Source organism: Cellvibrio sp. ARAG 10.3 (assembly GCF_051846955.1).
GTDB lineage: Bacteria > Pseudomonadota > Gammaproteobacteria > Pseudomonadales > Cellvibrionaceae > Cellvibrio.
In genome coordinates this window covers 271,963-295,062 of the sequence record NZ_JBPYCU010000001.1, presented here as the reverse complement: position 1 = coordinate 295,062, position 23,100 = coordinate 271,963, and the positions used below count along the sequence as shown (strand labels likewise).

The window sequence follows — 23,100 nt, the reverse complement described above, 5'->3', positions numbered from 1 at the left end:
AGAGTGTAACCATGAAACTTAATCAACATAAATGGCTTGGCGTCAGCGCGCTGAGTATCATGCTTGCCGCCTGTGGTGGCGGTTCAGATTCCCGTCCAGAATTGCCTGGCGCCCCGGATCCTGTGAGTTCGTCTTCATCTGTATCTTCTTCAGCAGGATCCTCCTCTTCAGCTGGCAATGAAGAACCCAATGGTGTAATTCTTCACGAAACATTTAATGTCAGTAACGGCGCTGAATTTTTCAGTGTTGATTACAAACCCTTGCCTGGTGCTTTTAACGATGATCCTCACCCATCGATGTATTTTCCTATCGCTGGTTTTGAGCTGAATCCAGACCCGGCGTTACCGTCGGTGGATCCTCGCATCCTGGTTGGCGACGGCAAGTTAACTATTACCAGTAGTTCGCGCTTTTCTATCGGACAGCATTCCAACGTGCGTAATCGAAGCACAACGGGTTTCGATACAGGTGCCTTGGGTGCGTTGGATTTGAGTCAGCCCTGGAAAATATCTTTTTGCCTCGTTAACGCTACCTCGACTGACGTCAACTCCAAAGTTGAGTTTTATGTAGATAACAACACCACCGGTCTGGCGAATTCCCGCCACGGCAACAACAACAGGATTCTCTCCGTAGCTACACCGTCTTACGTGAGTCATATTGGTAGTCGTGTCGTTGTATCTGTGCCGGGTGTGGCGACCCCCGTGGCTGATAGAACAAACACGGCACTGGAGAATGCGACGAACTCATTTCTCCAGTTTCGTGTATCCGGTGCGAATGATCAAACAACGGTAACCATTTCCGATCTCTGGATTGGCCTTCAGGATGCGGAAGCACCGACGGCGTGTGAAGCGGGAGAGCACTTGAGCCTGAATCCGCCCGCGAATGCACCGGCAGCGCCAACGGTAACGGCGGGTGATTCACAGCTGACGGTTACCTGGAATGCCGTTGAGCGGGCGTCTGGTTATGACGTCGCGTGGAATACAACTGATACCCCCCCAACAGATACAGCACAGATAGTGAGTGCGTCCGGTTTGGAACAAACCATTACCGGTTTGACAAACGGTACCAATTACTACGTCTTCGTCCGGGCTAAAAATGCGGGTGGTGCGACTGCATGGTCTGCTTCTACATCGGGTTCTCCCGTTGCCGCGGTTGTTGTGCCGGATGCTCCTACGGGTTTGACCGCCCAGGCAGGGAACGGACAAGTATTGGTAAGTTGGGATGAGGTGAGCGGTGTTTTGGATTATACGCTCGCCTACAGTACTACTGATGATGTAAGTGCTGCGACAGAGATTACGGCGATAACGGATAACAGTTATGTCGTCACCGATCTGGCTGATGGAACCACTTATTATTTCTTCATCAGTGCAACGAACAGTGCAGGCCAAGGTGCTTACAGTCAGAGTGTATCTGCAACTACCTTGGCTGCCGTCAGCTGGCTCACGACAAACGCAGATATTTTCGGTGATTCGGGTAGCGCGCCTGATGGTTCACTATCAGAAAATGGCGAGGAGATCAGCATCACAGCCAATGGCGGTAATTTCTCAAGTAATGCTGGTTTTAGAATGTTCCTCGCCACTCAGGAGATGATGCCTCCTTTCTACCTGCAAGCACGTATTGCGTCGATTGATGTTACCAATGAGGGTAATAGCGGTGCAGGCAATTCCTACGGATATGGCTTGGCTGTTATTGAGTCGCTGGAATCCAATGCAGGTGGCACTACTTATGAAAACACCGTCCCACGTTTTGCAACTCTGGGTGTATTTCCATCGGGTGACCCTATCACTTTCTCAGGTTCGCGCGCACACAAACTAGCGAATCAATCAGGGACACGTTCACGCAGTAACGTCACAGTTGCAGTGGGAAGCACGTTAATGCGTATTGAGGTAACAGCGACTGGCGTGGTGCGGTGTACCTATGACCCCGTAGGAGATACATGGACGCGTGAAAACTCTTCCTCGTGGGGCTCGGATGTTGAGATTCCAGCTTCCTGGAATGCAGGTTTCTATTCTGCACCAAGCCATCCCACTACTGTCGTATTTGATCAGGTCGAGCATGGCATATTGACGGATTCCGCTTGTCCTTAATCTTAAGCCAATATATGAAACCCCGCTTCGGCGGGGTTTTTTGGAGTGTATGACTGGAACTCAACACCATTCAAAAGTATTTGCAGTTATGTGATATCGGTGTGAGAGCCGATAAACAACCTTAATAATAAAGAGATGTACAACATGAATAAAAACCTTTTAGCTGTGCTGCTAATCAGCAGCGCACTGGTCGCCTGTGGCGGTTCCGATAACAATTCCTCCTCTTCAAGCGCATCATCTTCTCCGACTATTTCTTCAAGCTCCTTATCGTCCTCGTCGGAGGCGCAATCATCTTCTGAGCAATCCTCGTCTGTGCCGACATCATCGGACGCTTCATCATCCGAACAAAGTTCAAGCACCGCATCCAGCGAGCCGGGTTGCGAGGTGGCGGCGATTGACTTTGCGGCGGTGACGCCCTTAAGTCGCAGTGTGCTCGATGGCGCTGAGCCGGAAACCGAAGCACCGGTTGATGATCTTCCGGAATATGTGTGTGAAGACGGTTTATATTTCTGCGATGATTTTTCCGCAGGCGATGGTAAGTGGAATCTGTTGCCCACAACCGAGCACGAGTGGACGCCCAACGGTGCTTTCGATGTGCTGGATGACGCTGGCAACAATGTATTGCGTTATACCGCCAACAATGTCGGCGGCGTAATTGCTTTGGTTGATCCGGCGGAATTTACCGGCGTGACCTCGGCGGATTATTACGTGGAGGCGCGTGTTCGTCCGCGTGCGAACGGTACGACGGGTAATAAACAAATTTATTTGCTGGCCCGTTATCAGGACGGCAATAACTGGTATGCCGGTGCGTTGAATGTGCAGAACGCAACGACCAGCACCCAGGTAGAAATTGCCATGATGAAAGACGGCGTGCTGTCGCGGCCGCTGCAAGTTAAGCGGCCGTTAGAACAGGGCGCAAGAGATGCGACCGATGGCACCTGGTACACGCTGCGCATTGAGCTGATCGGTGATGCCTTAACGGTGTATCTCGATGGCGAATTGATTGGTAGCCGAACCGATGCAGAATTTACATCAACTGGCTTAATTGGTTTGTGGACGGCGAATAAATCCTTCGAGATCGACGACATAAAAGTGGGCAATGCCAATGACAAGCCCGCGCAATTAAGTATCACGCCTGCAAGCACCACTTATGCGGCTGAGGTGAATGACGAACCTTACGTGATTGATGTGACAGCAGTAGCGCCCAGTGGTGATGTGGATAATTTTACCGTGGAGTCGAGCGATCCGACGGTGGTGTCAGTCAGCGTAGAAGGCGCGCAGGTTTCGCTTGCGCCGGTGGGCGAGGGCAGTGCGGTTATCACCTTCACCAGTGGATCGGATGCAGGCCTCACGCGGCGTATCAACGCGACTATTGCGCCGGAGTTTGTTTTACCCGTAGCAACTTACGATCTTGAGTGTGCGGCTTTTCCTGCGCCTGGAAGTACCAACGTGCATGTGGATACCAGCCTGAGCCTGACCTTTGATGAAGCGCCGACTTTCGGTGATGTAGGCGCAATCCGTATCTTCAAAGCCGATGACGACACACTGGTGGACAGCATCAAACTGGCCTACGAAAAAGACACCATCGGTGTGGGTTCAACCACGCGCACATTGAACACGCTGCCGATTCAGTTGACCGGCAATACGGTGACGATTGATTTGCACAGCGATAAGCTGGAATACAACACCACCTATTACGTGGCCATCAGTGCGTCGGTATTCCCGGAGGCTACATTGGCCGGTGAGGTCTTCGCCGGTATTGGTAAAGATGCGGGTTGGTCTTTCACCACCAAAGCGGCACCGCCCGCCATTGAGACCACCGCGTTGACTGTTGGCAAAGACGGCGCAACCAGCGACTTTGGTTCCGTGCAAGGTGCATTAAATTTCGTGATGGAAAATATTGCGAAAGAAACACCGGCCACGATTGAAATCCAGGATGGTGTTTACGAAGAATTGTTGTACCTGAACAACAAAGACAACCTCACCCTTCGCGGTGAAAGTCGCGATGGTGTGATTATTCAGTATCGCAATTCCGAAGGCTTGAACGGCGGCTCCGAGGGACGCAATGTGTTCCTGGTGGCGAATGCCGATTTGTTAACCCTGGAAAACCTTACCCTGAAAAACACGACGTTGATCGGCGCAGGTGGCCAGGCGGAAACCCTTTACTTCAACAGCCAACAACGTTTGATCGCGAAGAACGCCAGCTTTATCAGCGAACAGGATACGCTGCAACTGAAAGGTTACAGCTGGTTTTATCAAACCCTGGTCGCGGGTAATGTCGATTACATTTGGGGCAACAATCGCGTGGCGCTGTTTGAAGAAAGTGAAATTCGCACCCTCGGTCGTTCCAGCGGCCATAACAACGGCGGCATTATCCTGCAAGCGCGGACAGTCAACGCAGAGGACAAAGGTTTTGTATTCCTCAACAGTGAACTCACACGCGGTGCAGGCCCAACGGGTGAAGAATTTGCCGATGAAACCGTGTGGCTGGCGCGCAGTGGTGGCAGTGCGTCTTACTACGACAACATTGTGTTTGTGAACACCAGGATGGACGCTCACATTCGCTCCACGGGCTGGTCCGATAATCCCGTTGCCAATCCTGCTGTGCCCTCCGCCATCAGCGGCTGGCGTCAATACAACAGCATGAATCTCGCCGGTGAAGTGCTGGATGTCAGCAATTGGACGCTCGGTTACACCTTGTCGCAAACCGAGTACGAAGATGAGTTCGCTGATCGCGCAAAAATCTTTTCAACCTACAACGCGGGTGCCGGCTGGAACCCGCAGCCCTAAGACGTAGGTCGGATTAGCCAAAGGCGTAATCCGACAAGCCCCTCAAAAAAAACAACAAACGCTGCCCCCTGAAAAAGGGCAGCAACAAAACCAAAATGGACGTTCAAAAACGCAATAAAAAAACGCAACAATAAACGAGAGAATCAACCTATGAAAATTACACAGCTCGCTTTGACAATCGCGCTTACGAGCGCGCTTGTTGCCTGTGGCGGCGGCTCATCCGGTAGTGGCTCCAGTGCGCCGGTTAGCAGTTCTTCCGCCAGCTCTTCTTTAGCCAGTTCTTCTGTACAAAGCTCCGCAGGGGATAGCTCCTCTGCAAATAGCTCTTCAGAAAGTTCGGCGATCAGCAGTTCAAATAGCAGTAACGTGGAGAGCAGCAGCTCATCTTCAGCGTCGGGTACGGATGGAATTCGTCCGGCCAAGATAGAGGGTTTTGCCGCATACGAAAATGTCACTGGCGGTCAAGGTGGCCCGGTCTATCTTGTGTCTACTGGAACGGAGTTAAATCAGGCGTTGTGTGGTTCACGCAATGGGAATAGAACGGCACCCGTAGTGATTCTGGTCAACGGTACGATTAATCACGCTAACACCACAGCGCAAGGGTGCGATACACAATCAGATGTTATCGAAATTAAAAACACCAGTAATGTGTCGATCATTGGCGTGGGCACGAACGCCTTGTTTGATGAAATCGGTATTCACCTGCGATCAGCGAATAACATCATCATTCAAAACGTACATATTCGTAACGTGAAGAAAAGCGGCACCCCAACCTCTAACGGTGGTGATGCCATTGGAATTGAGCGTGACGTTAATCGCGTCTGGATCGACCATAACTGGCTGGAGGCGTCAGGTGGTGAAAAAGACGGTTATGACTCGCTCCTGGATATGAAAGATGGGGTCACTAACGTGACAGTTTCATACAATTTATTTAACGACTCCAGCCGTGGTGGATTAATTGGTTCTAACGATTCGCCGCAAGGAAACGACAATATTACCTTTCATCACAATTGGTACAAAAATATCGAACAGCGCACGCCGCTAATTCGCCATGCCTTGGTACATATCTACAACAACTATTGGTCTAACGAAAATCGTGCCGCCATGATTCACGGCATCAATTCGCGTTCCGAAGGGCGGGCTCTGGTTGAAAGCAACTACTTTCACAACACCAACAATCCTTTGCTAGCCTCTTCAGATTCGCCGACACCAGGTTGTTGGCAAACGAACAATGACAATACGCTGGTGGACAGTATTTATAGTCGGAGCGTTGGCAACGGTGCGCTGATTATTCCGGAAATTATTGATGGCCAAATGCAATCAATTTCCTGTAATGCCGGAGTACCCTACACCGTAGAGATGGATGCAGCGGCTGACGTCCCAGCCATTGTGATGGCCAATGCCGGTGTAGGTAAAATTGATGTCAGCATCGAAGGCGCCATTGCTGTGCCCGGCACTGGCAGTAGTTCTTCAGCGGGAAACTCCAGTAGTAGCTCATCATCAGGCGTTATTGAGATGACCGACCTGCCGGTAAGCGAAGGTTTCAACAATGTAGTAAGTGCTACGGACTTTTTTAGTGCTACATACAAAGCTCTCGCGAGTTCCTTTGAGCCCTTCTATTATCGCAGCGGTGGTACGGTAACGTTTAGTGGTAATCAGGTAACCTTGGCCGGAGGGCGCTTTACCCTGGCGAACACCCAGCCTGCGACTAGCACCACTTCCGGAGACACCCAAACATTTGGTGAACTGGATTTAAGCCAAGCTTACCGTATCTCTTTTTGTGTCAAAGCGGCGAGTGGTGCGGGAGCCTTGCAGGTGTCGGTGAACAATAATGGCACCTCTGCAGGCAATTCAATTCATGGCAGCTCCAGCCGTGTGTTTAACGCCGGCGCAGATACCCTGACGGCCGGTCAGCGTGTGGTCATTGATAGTAGTGTGGGTAACGCCAACTCGTTTATTCAGCTACGCACGGAAAGTAGCGCTACGGTTGTTATAGATGATCTTTGGATCGGTTATCAAAGTGATACGGATAGCGAGCCAGATACCGCGAGTTGTACCACCGATTAAGCAAATGATCGGCATCACCTTCACAGATGACAAAGCCCGCGTTTGCGGGCTTTGTTATTTATAGGACCAGTGAAAGTGAATTTCCAGGGGTTCAAGCAGAGCGCGCATTAAGAACCCAAAGTTGTAACCTCCCATGCTGACCACAATTACACCTCATAACCAGAAAGATAAGTAAACGATTACATGCTTTTCATGAGAAAAATGTAATCGTATCCATTCATAAAATGGCAATATCCATCACAATAATCCGCAAAAATGACAAAATTATTGATTGACCTGCAATTGGGGAAAGTGCAAGAATTGATCAACACGCCAAGACAGGGAAAGCCATACCAGCGGATCCCTTTTCACATTGCTTCAGGGCTCGCGCCAACCCGCCGCAGGATTCAGCGGGCGATGTAAAAAACATAAAAAGACGGTGAGAGAAGTCTGAAAAGACGTCGTTAATTACGCAGGCAAAAGACCTGCACATAACAACAATAATTAAAAAATACAGCGTTGGATAACAACGCTAATGCGGAATTCCCGCAATCACGTGGTACATCTTTTTTACGTTTCGATTTGCAGCCGCAAGATACAGTGCGCCGTGTGTGGATTTTTGTCTCCATGGCGCAGTGCTGTCGCGGCGCTGTAAAAACATAGTGGTAACCGTGGTAAAGAGCAATGCTTCGATGAGTTCACTCATTGAAGTCTTGTTGTTTATGTTTCCCATTTTCTCGAGGAGGTCAAACGTCAACACCCAGCATTCCCCTTTCTGTTAACTCACTCATTACGCCCTGCTAATCAACCACATAACGAAGCAGGCGTAACAAGATAAGAAGGAAAAATTTATGAAGATGCGAGTTCCCCTTTTATTGCGCCAGTGCGCGCTCGGCGCGGGCAGTTTACTGACTGCTGCGGTTGCGGCGGCGGGCCCGATTGGTTATGCCACCTTAAATGGCGGCACCACCGGTGGTGCCGGTGGCCAGGTGGTATATGCCAGCACCGGTGCTCAAATTAACCAGGCGATGTGTAATCGCGCCTCCGACGATACGCCGCTGATTATTTATGTGAGCGGCACCATCAACCACGGCAACACCCAAAAATATTCCGGTAGTTGTGACACCAAGGACGATGAAATTCAATTCAAAGGTGTCAGCAATATTTCATTGATTGGTACAGGCAGCGGCGCGGTGTTTGACCAGATTGGTATTCATTTACGCGATACCTCCAACATTATTCTGCAAAACCTGCACATCAAAAATGTGAAGAAATCCGGTTCACCTACCTCTAACGGCGGTGACGCCATCGGTATGGAAAGCGGTGTATTCAATGTGTGGGTTGACCACTGTACGCTCGAAGCCACCGGCGGCGAGGATGATGGTTACGACTCTTTGCTGGATATGAAAGCCACCACGCAATATGTGACGGTGTCTTACACGCATTACCACCATTCCGGTCGCGGCGGCTTGATGGGCTCCAGCGACAGTGACGACACCAACACCTTCGTCACCTTCCATCACAACTATTACCAGGATGTGGATTCGCGCATGCCGCTGTTGCGTCACGGTACGGCGCACGCGTTCAACAACTACTACAACGGCATCACCAAATCCGGTATGAATCCGCGTATGGGCGGCAAGATCAAAGCCGAACACAATCACTTTGAAAATGCCAACAACCCTATCGGCACGTTCTACACCACCAACATGGGTTACTGGGATCTTAAAGATAATATCTTTGAAAACGTCACCTGGACTTCAGCGTCCGATGAATTCCCGGCGGGCCCGAACCCGGTATCCACCACGTCTATCAACATTCCCTATTCGTATCAACTGGATGCAGTGAATTGTGTCAGAGACATCGTCAAAGCGACCGCCGGTGCGGGTAAAGGCTTGGCAACATCTGATGGTTCGTGCAGTGTTGATCCGGGCCAGCCCACCAGCTCTTCCAGTGCTTCCAGTGTTTCAAGCACACCTGCAAGTTCATCCAGCAACTCCAGCACGCCCGGTGGTGAATTGGTTCTGGGCACTAACCTTGCCGGTGGTGCAGCTGCTGACGGTACCAGTAAAGGCGGCGGTACCAGCTACGGAAATGTTACCGACGGGAATCTGAGCAGCTACTGGTCGCCCAGCTCTACCAGCGGCGAGCGTGTTTCTATCAAGGGTCTGAGTGGCAGTTTCAATACCGTGATCATTCGCGAATTGAACAACGCAACAACCAGCTGGCGGTTGATCAACAACGACAATGGAAATGTATTGGCATCTGGCACAACATTAGGTGGCGAGCGCATCATCACCGGATTTGGCACCATCTCCGCCAGTAAGCTCAACCTGATGATCGACAGCGCTAACAGCGCGCCGCAAATCGCCGAGTTCGAAATGTACAACGCCAGTGGCAGTGTCCCGGCTAGCAGCGCGTCTTCAGCATCCAGCGCAACACCCCTACCGAGCAGCAGTTCTGTCAGCAGCTCAGCGCCGCCGATCAACGAGACGGTGCGTTATGAAGCCGAAAGCGCTTACCTGTATCGCGGCACTGTCGACAACATTCACAGTGGCTACAGCGGTACGGGCTTTGCTGACTATGAAAACGTAAGCGACAGCTACGGTGAATGGACAGTCAACGTACCGAGCGCTGGTCAGGTTACGGCCACCTTCCGGTTTGCCAATGGCACGACCGTGAACCGTCCGATGGCGATCAGCGTAAATGGCAATGTCGTGAACAGTGGGTTGGCTTTCAGTGGCACGGGTGGTTGGGCATCCTGGGCAACGCAAAGTATTACGTTAACGCTCAATGCCGGTACTAACGTCATCCGCGCAGCATCAACCACCGCTAACGGTGGCCCGAATGTGGATTACCTTGAAATCACCACCACCGGCAGCGCACCTGCGTCCTCCGCCAGCTCGACCCCTGTCAGTAGTGCGTCAAGCAGTAGTGCACCGGAACCTGAGCCAGTTGTACTCGGTAGCAATGTTGCAGCTGGCGCGGCCGCCGACGGTAGCAGCAAAGGTAATGGCACCAGCTATGGCAGTGTGACTGACGGCAACCTGGGCACCTACTGGTCGCCCAGCTCTACCAGCGGTCAACGTGTGTCAGTCAAAGGCTTGAGCGGCACTTTCAACACCGTGATTATTCGCGAATTGAACAACGCGACCACCAGTTGGCGGATTGTTAACAACGACAACGGCGCGGTATTGGCCTCCGGTTCAAGCCTGGGTAGTGAGCGTGTGATCAGCATTGGCAGTGTATCCGCCAGCAAGCTGAATCTGATGATCGACAGTGCGAGCAGTGCGCCGCAGATTGCGGAGTTCGAGGTCTACAACGCCAGCGGTGATGTCGGTACATCCTCTTCATCGGCAAATAGCTCAGCCAGCAGCACACCGCCAGTGTCCAGCTCCAGTGTGGCCGTGAGCAGCAGCTCGTCTTCTGTCGCAAACTCCAGCAGCAGCGCCGCTAACTCTTCACTGCCGAATTACTCCGGTCCATTAAGTAATGACTGTATCAACCTTGCCACCAACCCCAACGTGAACTGGCGTGATACCTCGCTGCAAAGTGACCAGGAAATCGTTGAGTGTCTGGCGCAAACCCTGGGTCAACCGGTGGGTTACGGTGAGAATGCACGCGGTGGTTACGATCCCAATGGCAACAGTAAACTGACGGTCATCACCAAAAACGGCAGCACCTCGGTAGAGCAACAAATTTATGATGCAATTACCGATAACGCGCATAACTGGATTGTGTTCGACAAATTTGATTTCGCGAACCCATCTGAAATTGCGATGTACCGTTTGCAATGTGGTAACGCCGCTGTTCAATCACACCTGGGCGCAACCGAAGCACAATGTATCAACTACACCCAATGGTGTTCCAGCAAAGGTATTTCCAGCGCAAATTGTGTGAGTGAATTCTTCAACAACGCGTTGAATGAAAGTGACTTGCCGATTCGCAATACCGTTGTCGGTTCCAATAAAACCCTCGACGGTCGGATGAGTGAAGCTTTCTTCCGTTTCAACGGTTTTGCGATTGGTCGCGACAGTTCAGGTCAAGCGATTCAGACATCGAACAGCGTGATCCTGACACACCTGAACTTCGTAGGCGCAGGTCACACTGAAGATCACGGCCTTGATCCCGATATGATTCGCGCTACCGGCGAGTCACACGATATCTGGATTCATCGCAACAACTTTGACACCACAGGCGATGCTGCTTTTGATGTGAAAGTCGGTGCCTATGACATCACCATTTCTTACAACAAACTGGTGGATGTGAAGCGTGCATCCCTGCATGGCTCCAGCGACAGCCGGACCATCAACGAGCAGATCACGACCACCATGCACCACAATGCGTTTATCACGCGCGATGGCAGCTACAGTTCGTTGGGTAATACCTTGCGTCGTGTTCCGCTGATTCGCCGTGGTACTTCGCACATGTTCAACAACGTGTTCGTCAACTACCGCAAAGATATCCTCAGCATTCGTGTCGGTGCGAGCGTGCTGTGGGAAGATAACGCGTTTGTGGTCAATCGTGCGCACCAGGAAAAAAGCTCACTGGAATCTTCCCTGGACGAACTGCAGTCTAACCTGGTGCGTGACATCAGCGGCGGCAGCTTCCGTGGCGAAGGCATCTACCTGTGGTTCTCCGACGGTGCGTGCAACATCGACAGCACAACGCAACGGCAGATCACTGCTTCATCCGGCAGCGTGGGTAACCTGACGCAGCAGTATTCATCCAGATCGCAAAACAACATCGCTGACTGGCGCTTCACCGCTGGCCAGGATCTGGTGGATTACGTGAGTGCGACTGCAGGCCGCGATGGTGTGTTGCCATTCAACTCGCCTTTGGCGGGTGATCGCTACTATGTCTTGGGCTTGGGTAAAGTGCCTTGCCTGTAATATGAGTGAATTAGCTGCCGGTGTCGCCAAGTGGTGATGCCGGTCGCTAAAAACCTGCGAGATACGTGCTTTATCGATAGTGATGTAAACGATGTCCTGAAGCCGTAGTGCTATATAAATGCTTTGGAAGTTATCTTAAAAATCCGTTGTCGGTTTGCGCTGGCAGCGGATTTTTAAGTTGGCTGACAAGAACAATAAAAAAGCTTTTCCTGGTTCCCGGCGTTGCGTTTTGCGTAGCGACTTTTCCCAAACGCCAATTCACTATCCAGCTGATGGTTGATGTATGACTTTTATACACCAGGCATCGGATGGCTTTATCGTGTGTATTTTATAAGGAGAGACATCTCAGAAACGTATTCTTGATTGCGATAGCAACGTACCATCATCAATGGATGGTGGTGTGAACCATAACGAATAATTATTAACAGGTACATTAAGATGAGAGCGATAAAATCACCAAAAGGCATTGCTACTATAGCCGCCTTGGCGTTGATCAACCTGATGTCATTAAACGCAGTGCATGCACAAAATCTCGGTTCGAATTTATCCATCACCGGCCCGGGTGCTGGTGCCGATGGTTCTGGCTTCAGCGATACAAAACTGGTGCGCGATGGAAGTACTTCTACCTATACGCAAGCAAGTGGCACGACTAATCAACGTGTTTCCGTTAAGTGGAGCAGTGCGATTAATTTCAATACAGTAGTGTTGCGCGAGTCCGGTAGCAATGTGGCTAACTGGCAACTGGTTAACAACGATACCGGTGCGGTACTGGCAACAGGATCAGGTATTGGAGCTGCGCGCACGGTCAATTTGGGCGCGGTCAATATGAAAAAGTTGAATCTGATCGTTAACGGCAGCTCGCCGCTACGCATGGCCGAAATCGAAGTGTATAACGCTTCAGGTAGCAGCGCTTCCTCCAGCGTGGCCTCCAGCTCCAGCAATTCATCCAGTTCATCAAGTTCATCCAGTACGTCGTCCGGTTCTTTGATGTCGTGTCAGGAGGCGAATACAGTACGCGGTTTTGCCTCGTTGGGCGGCGGCACCACCGGTGGTGCTGGCGGTACCAGCGTGACAGTGACAACCGGTGCGCAATTGGTAACGGCATTGGCGAGCAAGAAAAATAACACAACACCCATCAAGATTTATGTTAACGGAACGATCACACCAGCCAACAGCGCCGGTGCAACCCAGTTTGATATCAAAGACATGGAAAATGTATCGATTCTGGGAGTGGGGACCAACGGTATATTTGATGGTATCGGTTTGAATATCGTGCGTGCGGATAACATCATCGTGCGTAACATCGTGGTTCGTTACAACCGCATTGGTCAAAAAGATGGTATCAGTCTGGATGGCAATTCCACCAACGTATGGATCGACCATAACGAGTTGTACAACAGCCTCAACGTCGGCAAGGATTATTACGATGAGCTGATAAGCGGCAAAGGCGAGATCGACAACATCACCCTTTCTTACAATTATCTGCATGACAGTTGGAAAACATCGCTCTGGGGCTCAAGTGATACAAATGCTTATGAACGCCGTATAACCTTCCACCACAACCGTTTTGAAAATGTAAACTCTCGCTTGCCGTTGTTCCGTTTTGGTCAGGGCCACGTGTTTAACAATTATTACAAAAACGTGCTGGAAACGGCGATTAACTCACGTATGGGTGCCCGTATCCGTATTGATGGAAATTACTTTGAAAATGTAAAAAATCCGATTCTTAGCAAAGATAGCTCCCAAATCGGTTATTGGGACGTTGGCAGCAGTGACACCAATGTGTATTCCGGTGTGACCTGGGAGCCCTCAACCTGTGATGGTGAATCCGCCTGTGTCGTAGCGGGACCGAACGTAGGTTCAACGGTCAACTACACACCGCCTTATTCATATAGCCTGATGTCAGCCTCCGCAGCGAGAGCACACGTCTTGGTTAATGCCGGAGTCGGAAAGTTAAAGGGTTGTCTTTAACCGGCAATGTCGGTCCGCTGACCCGGCACCGATATAACTGGAAACTGGAAAAACTCTCGTAAGTTAAGTCTTGTGGGAGTTTTTCTTATATAAATCCCTTACCAAAAAGAGAGTTGATTGAACCGGTAAGCAGGATTGAAAAAGTTGTTAAAAATTGTACAAAAGACGATTGACTTGAAAAAAACCTTGTGTGCAAAATAACGCCAAGCTTAGTAAGCAAGCTGTAACTTTTCCGATATATGTATCTCCGATCTAGGTGGCACGCCTTGGGTGTAGGATCAGGCCACATTGCTGTAAACCTCTGTTGAAACGCGGTTGTAAGAAATCTCATAAGGACTTGGTTATAAGTTTCGTTGATATTTCCAGCGCTATTTTGCCGGCAAATATTAAAGAAGTTATAAAACAAGCTGTTGCGTATTGTGTGTGATCGCAACATAAAAATAAGAGATAAGAAAATGAAAGAACTCAGCCCTTCCAAACAAATTCTGTTGTGTGTATCGCTGTTGTTGATCAATATTATTTTTAATGTGGTGATTCCTAATCCGAATCCGTGGTGAGATACCCGCATTAATGAGCCATCAATTTTTTGTCCTTTATAGTTTTTGCTATTCACCTGCGGATGATGCTGCGAATAGCAAAAACTTGCCGATAGAATTTTTTAACCTCTCCGCGTAAAGCGACCACTGCGTTTACTTCCTTAAAAAACTACCCGCCTCGTTTGTTTTGCACAATTTTCGACGACGCAGCCACTCAGTGAGTGTGTGCCTCAGCCCCATTGGTGCCTCTTGGTAGGTGTGTGAACGAACAGACCGTTAATACCACCTAAACTACTTTCGCGCTTCAGTACTCTAAAAAAATAATTTAACGCGAACGAAAAAGGAGATCGGTATGCAAACCACGCTTGAAGAAAATCCTGTTTATCGCAACGACGCAACAAATCTCGCAGCAATTTCTGCCAGCGCGGTTTCCTGGGGCGCCATCTTTGCCGGTGCAGCGGCCGCAGCAGGTTTGTCATTAATCCTGTTAATCCTCGGCGCTGGTTTAGGGTTTGCTACTACCTCGCCCTGGTCTGGTGAAGGAATCAGCGCAACCACCTTTGGCATATCCACCATTATCTGGGTGATTTTTATGGCATTTGCCGCCTCGGCAATTGGCGGTTATATCGCGGGGCGACTCAGAACCAAATGGGTCGGTGTGCATACGCACGAAGTCTATTTTCGCGATACCGCCCATGGTTTTCTTGCGTGGTCAGTAGCGACTTTAGCTACCGCGGCTTTTTTAAGTTCAGTGACCGGCGCCATCGTCAGTGGCGGTATAAAAGCTGGGTCTTCCATGGTCGGTGGTCTGGCCTCCACGGCCAGCGCCACAGCCGGGCAAGTGGAACTTGATGGTGGTCAATTGGGAGAAAGTGTGGATTATTTTGTGGATTCACTCTTCCGCCGCCAACCCACTAGCGCCACCACCAGTCCCGCACCGGCAACGGACACCACCAATCCCGGCATGAATCCCAACGCCTCTGAACCTGCCGCCGTCGCCACAAGCGATGTACCCACGCAAACGAATACTGTTGCAGATAATGCAGTAGAAAACACGGCGGAAGTCGTGCGTATTTTTATGCGTGGCTTGCGTGAAGAGGGTGATTTGCCGCAAGAGGATGTCCGTTATGTTGCGCAATTAATTGCGCAGGAAACGGAGCTGTCCCAGGCAGAAGCAGAGCAACGGGTTAACGAGGTTTACGAGCGTGTCCAAAGCGGTTGGCAAGAAGCACAAACCACCGCAAAAGAGGCAGCGGATAAAGCACGCGAAGCCTCGGCGTACGCTTCCTTATGGTTCTTTGTCTCTTTGTTAATCGGCGCGTTTTCAGCGAGCCTGGCAGCGACCTTCGGCGGCCGCCAACGCGATCTGTAAACCTACATTTGTAAAAGGAGAACAACGATGCACGCGATTCTTTTATGGTTACTCGGTGTACCAATCCCCATCATTATTTTGCTGATTTTATTGTTGTGATGGGTTGTAAAAAAACGCTGTGCGATGCACGGCCACATTATCAACATTAAGGAGAACACCTATGTCTGTCGGAACTATCCTGATCATCATCTTGATTCTGTTATTAATCGGGGCGCTTCCCGCCTGGCCTCACAGCCGCAGTTGGGGGTACGGCCCTACCGGTGGTTTAGGGTTGGTATTGGTTATCTTGCTGGTATTGGTGCTACTGGGCGTCATTTAGTGACGGTGGCCGTGCAGTAAAGGCCGGTGCGGCGTTAGGGCTTGGGTTTCGAAACCCAAGCCCTAATGACAAACGGATTAAGCAGCTCTTGATTCCAGGAACATCGAGCCATCGAAAAAAGTTTATTTTAAAGCACGACTTGAACTCGCCGGGTGCCAAGGCTCAGGCACATAATGCGTTCTCTCCAGCGCTTTGTAATGCTCCAGATCATGCGCAGGCTGCTCCAAACCAGCGGGAATTGGTTTCCCGGAAAGACTCTGGAAATACAACACACAGGAATCCCGCCACCGCACCGCATCGCGCTCCTGAATCTCCAGCAACGCCTTCACCTGCGCAAACCGCTGCGGATCAATCAGCCCCTCCAGCGCATCCCACTCACGCTGCATTTCCCGCACCTGCTCAACCCCCGCGTAATATTTGCGAACCAACTCCTCCCACAAGGTTTGTCCCGATTCCATCTTGTGATCCCAGCTCACATGGTGAAACCACAGCAGTAAATCCTCCGGCACTTTATCAATATCAGCATAGATATTGCGCACCGCAGGATGATATTGCGCGACCGCATTGGAACCGCTGGCGGTGCGATCAAAACCGATGCCGTCTTTACTCGCACGGTGATAATAGGTTGCCGTCCAGTCAGCGCGGCCGGATTTATCGTGCCAGGGCGCAGGACCATAGTGGTGGCCTTGCGCATACAAATGGGTAAGGCCCAGGGGCGAACGATAGTTCACGCCAGCCTCGCGGGACTGCATCATTATCGCAAGCGCAGGTGCGATAAATTTTTCGTTATTGGTGAAGGTCATGCGCAGCCATTCATCGGCAATGGCTTCTGCGGTGACCGTGTAGTCCCAGGCTAAACGGCCAAAGGCATACCAACTGGACTGCACGAACGGATGACCGGTCCAGTTGCGGTCGGTGCCTGGATTGATGACGGCAGCCATACCGGTGCGTGAATAATTAAACACCTTTCCTTCGAGAATCTTACCGATAGTTGAGCCCGGCCCTTTCGCGTGAGTGTCTGTATTGAGCGATTCAGTGAACAGTGGCCCTTGATAAGCGAGATGCTTATCGAAACCAAAATATTCCTGGGTCACCTGAAATTCGATCATGGTGTTGGTGTTTGGCAGGTTGCCGAACAGCGGCGAGAAAGGTTCGCGCGGCTGGAAATCAATGGGGCCGTTCTTCACTTGCAGGATGACGTTTTCACGAAATTTTCCATCCAATGGCGTGAACTCATCGTAAGCACCGCGAAAACGATCTTCGATATCCGCGTTGTACACAAAGGCGCGCCAGAACACCACGCCGCCATAGGGCTTGAGTGCATCGGCCAGCATGTTAGCGCCTTCAGCATGATTGCGACCATAACCTTGCGGGCCGGGTTGGCCTTCGGAGTCTGCCTTTACCAGGTAACCGCCGAAGTCGGGAATATAGGAATAAATTTTTTCGGTGCGCGCTTTCCACCAGGCTTGTACGCGCGGATCGAGTGGATCGGCGGAATCCAGATCGCCGAACGCACGGGGCGAATCGTAATTAATAGAGAGATACAACTTGATGCCGTAGGGCCGGAACATATCAGCCAGCACGGCGGCTTTTTTCAGGAACTGGTCGCTGAGGATGCGCGGGTCGGCATTGACGTTATTGATCACCGTACCGTTGATGCCAAGCGAGGCATTGATGCGCGCATAATCGGTGTAACGCGGGTTTTTATATTCCGGCAGGCTGCCCCATTCCCACAGTGACAAGCCGGCGTAACCGCGCTCCACCAGGCGATTCAAATTATCCCAATGATTGACCACGCGATGCTGCACGCGCGGTGCACTGCTGATGGCAAGGTCATTCAATTTCTGGTGGGTCTGCATTTGGCGTAGCAGATCGAATACGCCGTAAAGCACGCCCACATCAGTGTTAGCGGCAATCACCAGCGCGTCGCGCGCCTTGACCCTGGTTTGCTCAATCAAATAACCCTCGGGGCCGAGTTCGGCCAGGCGATCATCGAGCTTCAGAGAGGCAATCAACGGCGAGCCTTGCGGGGTGCCGATGACCACAGAACCTTTGCGGGCGAGCTGTTTGGCCAGGGGGATGTCGGTATCCAGTAATCCCGACAGGCCGAGCTGCAATTCAGCGGTTGCGGCACGCAAGATCGGTGAGTCGGTTTCGCTGACGATATGTTTGACCTGCGCGCGATATTGCTTGAGCAAGCGGGTATCGGACACTGCCGGATAGCGCAGCCACATGTCATAGCCATCTTCGGCCAAAGCTGTCTGGGCGACTAGTATACAAGTTAAGGAAAGAAACCAGGGTAAGCAGCGTTTGAACATGATGTTAAGCCTGTTTTTATCGGTATTTGACGCGTTTATTTGCGTCGATCAGATTGGGTCGGAGAAAGGATAAAACACAAACAATGCAAAAGATTCTGGTTAATGTCAAATAAACCAAAAGTAAAAAAGCGTCAATGTGGAGCGCAGGTGGGACAGGACGCAATAAAGAATCAGGAATGCTCAGTCGCCTGGTCGGTTTCATCGAGCCAGGGGCGCTTGCCGTCCTTGCGCGCGGGAGGCAATTGACTGATCTGGGTTTCAATCCAGGTTTTGATGTCTTCGGTTAACTGCTTGCGGTCACGGCCTTCTGTCAGTATCGGCTCGCCGATTACGACAGTCACCGTGCCGGGGTATTTAAGGAAGTGTTTATGGGGCCAGCATTCCGCCGCATTGTGTGCAATCGGCACCACCGGCACACCGGCGGTGCAGGCGATGTCTGCGCCGCTGCGCGCATAATTTCCTACGGTACCCAGAGGTACACGCGTGCCTTCGGGAAAAATCAGCAAATTGTTGCCTTCCTTAAGCCGCGCCAGCCCCTTGCTTTTCACATCTTTGAGCGCCTGGATCGGATTCTTGCGATCAATGGCAATAGGACGCAGGGTGGCCAGGCCCCAGCCGAAAAACGGAATCCGCAGCAGTTCTTTTTTGAGGATGGTGCTGACCGGACCAAAATAATATTGCAGGAACATGGTTTCCCAGGTGCTCTGGTGTTTGGACATCACCACGCAGGGATAAAGCTCCGGGTGTCGCTGGCCTACGATATTAACGCGGATGCCGCAACACACCCGCAACAACACCATCGTCAGGCGATTCCACAAGGTCACGATGCGCCAACGCCAACTGTAGGGCAGGATTGGTTGGATGATCACCGCGATAAAACCGATGATCATCCCGGTGACATTATGAAGCATCAGGAACAATAAACTGCGGAGGTAAAGCACTATGGATTCTCGCGTGTTGTGTTGATCAGAGAGTCGGCCGCTGCGGCCAGATCATCAAAAACCTGTACCTGTTCCAGGGTCAGCCCCGGGAAATCATCGGTGCTGTCGCTGTCCGGATACTGCAAATCCTCAAGGGTTTTTACCCCGTTGCCGGTGCGCACCAGCCACGGCTGACAACCCTTGCTGATCGCCGCCTGCAAATCGCGCAGAGTGTCGCCGATAAACGGCGCACCCTCGGCGGAGATATTAAATTCTGCTTCAATGGCATCGATCAAGCCGGGTTTGGGTTTGCGGCATTTGCAGTGATCTTCCGGCGCGTGGGGGCAATAAAAAATCGCACTGATCTCACCGCCGTGATCTTCTACCAGTTGCGTGATTTTTTCATGCATGGCTTCCAGATCGTCAAGATCAAATTTGCCGCGCGCCAGGCCGGATTGGTTGGTGGCAATCACCACCGTAAAGCCCGCCTGCGACAAACGCGCAATCGCCTCAATACTGCCCGCAATCGGCACGCACTCATCCACCGACTTTACAAAATCCGGCCGGTCGAGATTGATCACACCATCACGGTCAAGAATTACCAGTTTCATCGCGTCTCACAGTAGGTCGAATTAGCCGCGTATAACGCGGCGTAATCCGACAGCAAAATTAACTCTTCGCCGGCACCAGATAAGAAATATCAGCTACTTCCAAAAACAATCCGCGCAGTTGCTGTAACAGCGCCAGGCGATTTTGTTGCAGTGCCGGGTTGTCGCACATCACCATGACGTTGTCGAAGAAGTTGTCTACCGGTTGCTGCAGATCGGCGAGGCTAGCCAGGGCTTCAGTGTACTGATGGCCAACATACAGGGGTGCAACCACACTGGCTTTCGCGATGATCGCTTTAGCCAAGTCTTTCTCGGCCGCTTCCGCGAGCAAATCGGAATTCAATGCAGCGTCAATCTCGCCAGCTTGTTTGCTAAGGATATTGGATACACGTTTGTTCGCGGCCGCCAAGGCTTGCGCCTGCGGCAATTTACTGAATTCGTACACCGCTTTTACGCGCAGATCGATATCCAGAGGCACACTGATCTGCTTTGCGTTAACCGCCTGGAAGACTTCCGCCGGAATCTGTGCGTCTTCATAAAACGCGCGGAAACGGTCGAGCATATAGCCCAGCACGGTGTCCACCAGCTCGTCACCAACAGTCAAGGCTTTGTGCTGCGCCTTGGCGAAATTCAACAGGTCGCGCAGGTCCAGGTTAAGTTTTTTCTCTACCAGAATACGCAACACGGAAATACTGGCGCGACGCAATGCGAAAGGGTCTTTGGAGCCGGTAGGTTGTTGGCCAATGCCAAAGATACCGGAGATGGTGTCGAGACGATCCGCCAGTGCAATGATGGCACCGGTCGTTGTTGCAGGTAATTCATCACCGGCAAAACGCGGCAGGTATTGCTCGTTCATCGCCGCCGCGACGTCAACGTTTTCACCGTCATTCAATGCGTAGTAATAGCCGGCGATACCCTGCATATTGTCGAACTCGCCCACCATGTTGGTGACCAGATCCGACTTGCACAATTGCCCGGCACGTTCAGCCAGTTGTTTATCGGCTTTTAATTGCCCGGCGATATAAACCGCCAGCGCGGCGACGCGTTCGGTTTTCTCGTAAATCGTGCCGAGTTGCGCTTGAAACACAATGCTCTTCAAACGCTCACGCAGAGATTCCAGGGTAACTTTTTTATCGGTTTCAAAAAAGAAGGCCGCATCTGACAGGCGCGGGCGGATCACGCGCTCGTTACCGTCAATCACCAGCGCGGGATTTTTACTTTCGATGTTGGCCACAGTAATAAAGTGCGGCAGGAGTTTGCCTTTGTTATCGACCACGTGGAAATATTTCTGGTGTTCCTTCATAGAGGCAATCAGGGCTTCGGCGGGCACGTCCAGAAAACGTTTTTCAAAATTACCGGTCAAGGCCACCGGCCACTCCACCAGGGCAGTCACTTCGTCGAGCAAGTCCGCATCGATTACCGCGACGCCGCCCACTTTTTTCGCTTCGGCTTCAACCTGCTGTTTGATCAGTTCGCGCCGCTCGTTCATATCGACCAGCACGTACCCGATAGTCTTCAACTTGTGCAGGTATTCTTCCGCACTTTCCAGTTGTAGCTCCTGGTTGTAATGGAAGCGATGGCCGCGCGTGCAACGGTTGGCGCGCAAGCCGAGCACGGTGGCGTCCACAATGTCGTAGCCGTAGAGCATCACCAGCCAGTGAGCCGGGCGTACAAATTCGGTTCGTTTTGCGCCCCAGCGCATACGCTTGGCGATGGGTAACTTGGCAAATGCGGTTTCCACGATGTCGCCCAACAGGCTGCAGGTTTCCTTGCCTTCGGTGGTTACGCGGGCAACGAGTTTTTCTACTTTGCCATCGCTTTCCGTTGTTAATGCGTCGACAGCGATATTGTTTTTCTCGGCAAACGCAATGGCCGCTTTGGTGGGCTTGCCAGCGCCATCAAAGGCCACGGTTTTTGGCGGGCCCCACACAACCAGTTCCTTTTGCGGTGTAGCCTCGATCAACTGTTCAACGATGATCGCCAAACGGCGTGGCGCAGCAAAAGATTTGATTGCAGTGTAAGTCAGCTCCTGAGCTTGCAAACCCGCGGCGATATTTTCTTCCAGCGCGGCGATCAGCGTTTTCAGGGCTTTGGGTGGCAGTTCTTCGGTGCCCAGTTCCAATAAAAAATCAGCAGACATTATTCTTCTCCCTCCGCGGACAGCAATTCATTGCGCAGAGATTCAGGGGCCAGCGGGAAGCCGAGCGATTTACGCTTGTCGAAATAAGCTTGTGCCACGGCGCGCGCCAGCGCACGCACGCGCAGGATAAAACGTTGGCGTTCGGTGACCGAAATCGCGTGGCGGGCATCCAGCAAGTTAAAGGCGTGAGATGCTTTCATCACCATTTCATACGCAGGCAGCGGCAAACTTTTTTCCATCAAACGCTGGCTTTCGCGTTCGTACACATCAAAGCTGTGAAATAAAAATTCTGTATCGGCTTCTTCAAAGTTGAAGGTGGACATCTCCACTTCGTTTTGGTGGAACACATCGCCGTAGGTGACCTTGTCGCCGTTGGGGTTGATGGTCCACACCAGATCAAAGATTGAATCTACACCTTGCAGATACATGGCGATGCGCTCGATACCGTAGGTGATTTCACCGGTGACCGGATAACACTCGAGCCCACCCACTTGTTGAAAGTAAGTGAACTGCGTGACTTCCATTCCGTTCAACCATACTTCCCAGCCGAGGCCCCAAGCGCCGAGGGTGGGCGATTCCCAGTTGTCTTCCACAAAACGGATGTCGTGAATGGTGGTGTCGATACCCATCTCGCGCAATGAACCCAGGTAGAGTTCCTGGATATTGTCCGGCGAGGGTTTAAGTGCAACCTGAAACTGGTAGTAATGCTGCAAGCGGTTGGGGTTCTCGCCGTAACGGCCGTCTTTGGGGCGGCGGCAGGGCTGCACGTAGGCGGTGTTCCAGGTTTCCGGACCGATGGCGCGCAGGAAGGTGGCGGGGTGGAAGGTGCCGGCGCCGACTTCGAGGTCGAGCGGTTGCAGGATCACGCAACCCTGGCGTGCCCAATATTCTTGCAGGGCGAGGATCAGCCCCTGGAAGGTGCTTACATCCGGTTTTTTGGCATCAGGCTTGGGAGAACCTGCGGAATCTTGATGGTCAGACACGGAGACTTGCCTCTGGCTTGCGGTTCGAAAAGATAAAAGAGCGCCGGATTATAGCGGGACTGGTGCGGCATTAGTACTGTCGGGCTCCATGCTTGTGGATGGATTGTGAGGTTATCTCTGA

13 protein-coding genes are annotated in these 23,100 nt (G+C 51.6%); 7 read left to right on the top strand and 6 right to left on the bottom strand.

Features of this window, described 5'->3' with window-relative positions:
- The first annotated feature begins 11 nt into the window (after window positions 1–11).
- The 3 genes from ACSV5M_RS01150 (at window position 12) to ACSV5M_RS01140 (ending at window position 6,941) form a co-directional block, all read left to right on the top strand.
- Complete coding sequence (locus ACSV5M_RS01150; RefSeq protein WP_439173576.1) at window positions 12–2,084, top strand: fibronectin type III domain-containing protein; 2,073 nt, start codon at window positions 12–14, stop codon at window positions 2,082–2,084.
- Window positions 2,085–2,228: 144 nt separating this feature from the next.
- Complete coding sequence (locus tag ACSV5M_RS01145; protein ID WP_439173574.1) at window positions 2,229–4,874, top strand: pectinesterase family protein; 2,646 nt, start codon at window positions 2,229–2,231, stop codon at window positions 4,872–4,874.
- Between the two features lie 150 nt (window positions 4,875–5,024).
- Entirely contained in the window at window positions 5,025–6,941 is a 1,917-nt protein-coding gene (locus ACSV5M_RS01140; protein WP_439173573.1) for a pectate lyase family protein, read from the top strand.
- Window positions 6,942–7,452: 511 nt separating this feature from the next.
- Here ACSV5M_RS01140 and ACSV5M_RS01135 read toward each other — a convergent pair.
- Window positions 7,453–7,626: a hypothetical protein gene (locus ACSV5M_RS01135; RefSeq protein WP_439173571.1), complete on the bottom strand. Its 174-nt coding sequence runs from the start codon at window positions 7,624–7,626 to the stop codon at window positions 7,453–7,455.
- A 145-nt stretch (window positions 7,627–7,771) separates the two neighbouring features.
- Between ACSV5M_RS01135 and ACSV5M_RS01130 the strand changes: the two genes are divergently transcribed.
- The 4 genes from ACSV5M_RS01130 (at window position 7,772) to ACSV5M_RS01115 (ending at window position 16,010) form a co-directional block, all read left to right on the top strand.
- The gene (locus tag ACSV5M_RS01130; RefSeq protein WP_439173570.1) at window positions 7,772–11,812 is read left to right on the top strand and encodes a pectate lyase family protein; all 4,041 of its coding nucleotides are present in this window, start codon (window positions 7,772–7,774) and stop codon (window positions 11,810–11,812) included.
- A gap of 438 nt (window positions 11,813–12,250) precedes the next feature.
- On the top strand, window positions 12,251–13,783 hold the full coding sequence (locus ACSV5M_RS01125) for a pectate lyase family protein (RefSeq protein ID WP_439173568.1): 1,533 nt from the start codon (window positions 12,251–12,253) through the stop codon (window positions 13,781–13,783).
- Window positions 13,784–14,671: 888 nt separating this feature from the next.
- On the top strand, window positions 14,672–15,691 hold the full coding sequence (locus ACSV5M_RS01120) for a hypothetical protein (protein WP_439173566.1): 1,020 nt from the start codon (window positions 14,672–14,674) through the stop codon (window positions 15,689–15,691).
- Window positions 15,692–15,851: 160 nt separating this feature from the next.
- A complete protein-coding gene (locus tag ACSV5M_RS01115) occupies window positions 15,852–16,010 on the top strand; it encodes a DUF3309 family protein (protein ID WP_439173565.1) in 159 nt (52 codons plus the stop codon).
- A gap of 122 nt (window positions 16,011–16,132) precedes the next feature.
- Here ACSV5M_RS01115 and ACSV5M_RS01110 read toward each other — a convergent pair whose 3' ends face one another.
- The 5 genes from ACSV5M_RS01110 to glyQ all read right to left on the bottom strand — a co-directional run bounded on the left by ACSV5M_RS01110 (window position 16,133) and on the right by glyQ (window position 22,979).
- On the bottom strand, window positions 16,133–18,328 hold the full coding sequence (locus ACSV5M_RS01110; RefSeq protein ID WP_439173564.1) for an alpha-glucuronidase family glycosyl hydrolase: 2,196 nt from the start codon (window positions 18,326–18,328) through the stop codon (window positions 16,133–16,135).
- A gap of 170 nt (window positions 18,329–18,498) precedes the next feature.
- Complete coding sequence (locus ACSV5M_RS01105) at window positions 18,499–19,269, bottom strand: lysophospholipid acyltransferase family protein (RefSeq protein ID WP_439173563.1); 771 nt, start codon at window positions 19,267–19,269, stop codon at window positions 18,499–18,501.
- Window positions 19,269–19,859 carry a D-glycero-beta-D-manno-heptose 1,7-bisphosphate 7-phosphatase gene (gene gmhB, locus ACSV5M_RS01100; RefSeq protein WP_439173561.1) on the bottom strand — a complete coding sequence of 197 codons (591 nt, stop codon included), beginning with the start codon at window positions 19,857–19,859 and terminating at the stop codon, window positions 19,269–19,271. Before gmhB ends, ACSV5M_RS01105 begins: the two co-directional genes overlap by 1 nt.
- A 58-nt stretch (window positions 19,860–19,917) precedes the next feature.
- Window positions 19,918–21,996: a glycine--tRNA ligase subunit beta gene (gene glyS, locus ACSV5M_RS01095; protein WP_439173560.1), complete on the bottom strand. Its 2,079-nt coding sequence runs from the start codon at window positions 21,994–21,996 to the stop codon at window positions 19,918–19,920.
- On the bottom strand, window positions 21,996–22,979 hold the full coding sequence (glyQ, locus tag ACSV5M_RS01090) for a glycine--tRNA ligase subunit alpha (protein WP_439173558.1): 984 nt from the start codon (window positions 22,977–22,979) through the stop codon (window positions 21,996–21,998). Before glyQ ends, glyS begins: the two co-directional genes overlap by 1 nt.
- Between the last annotated feature and the right edge of the window lie 121 nt (window positions 22,980–23,100).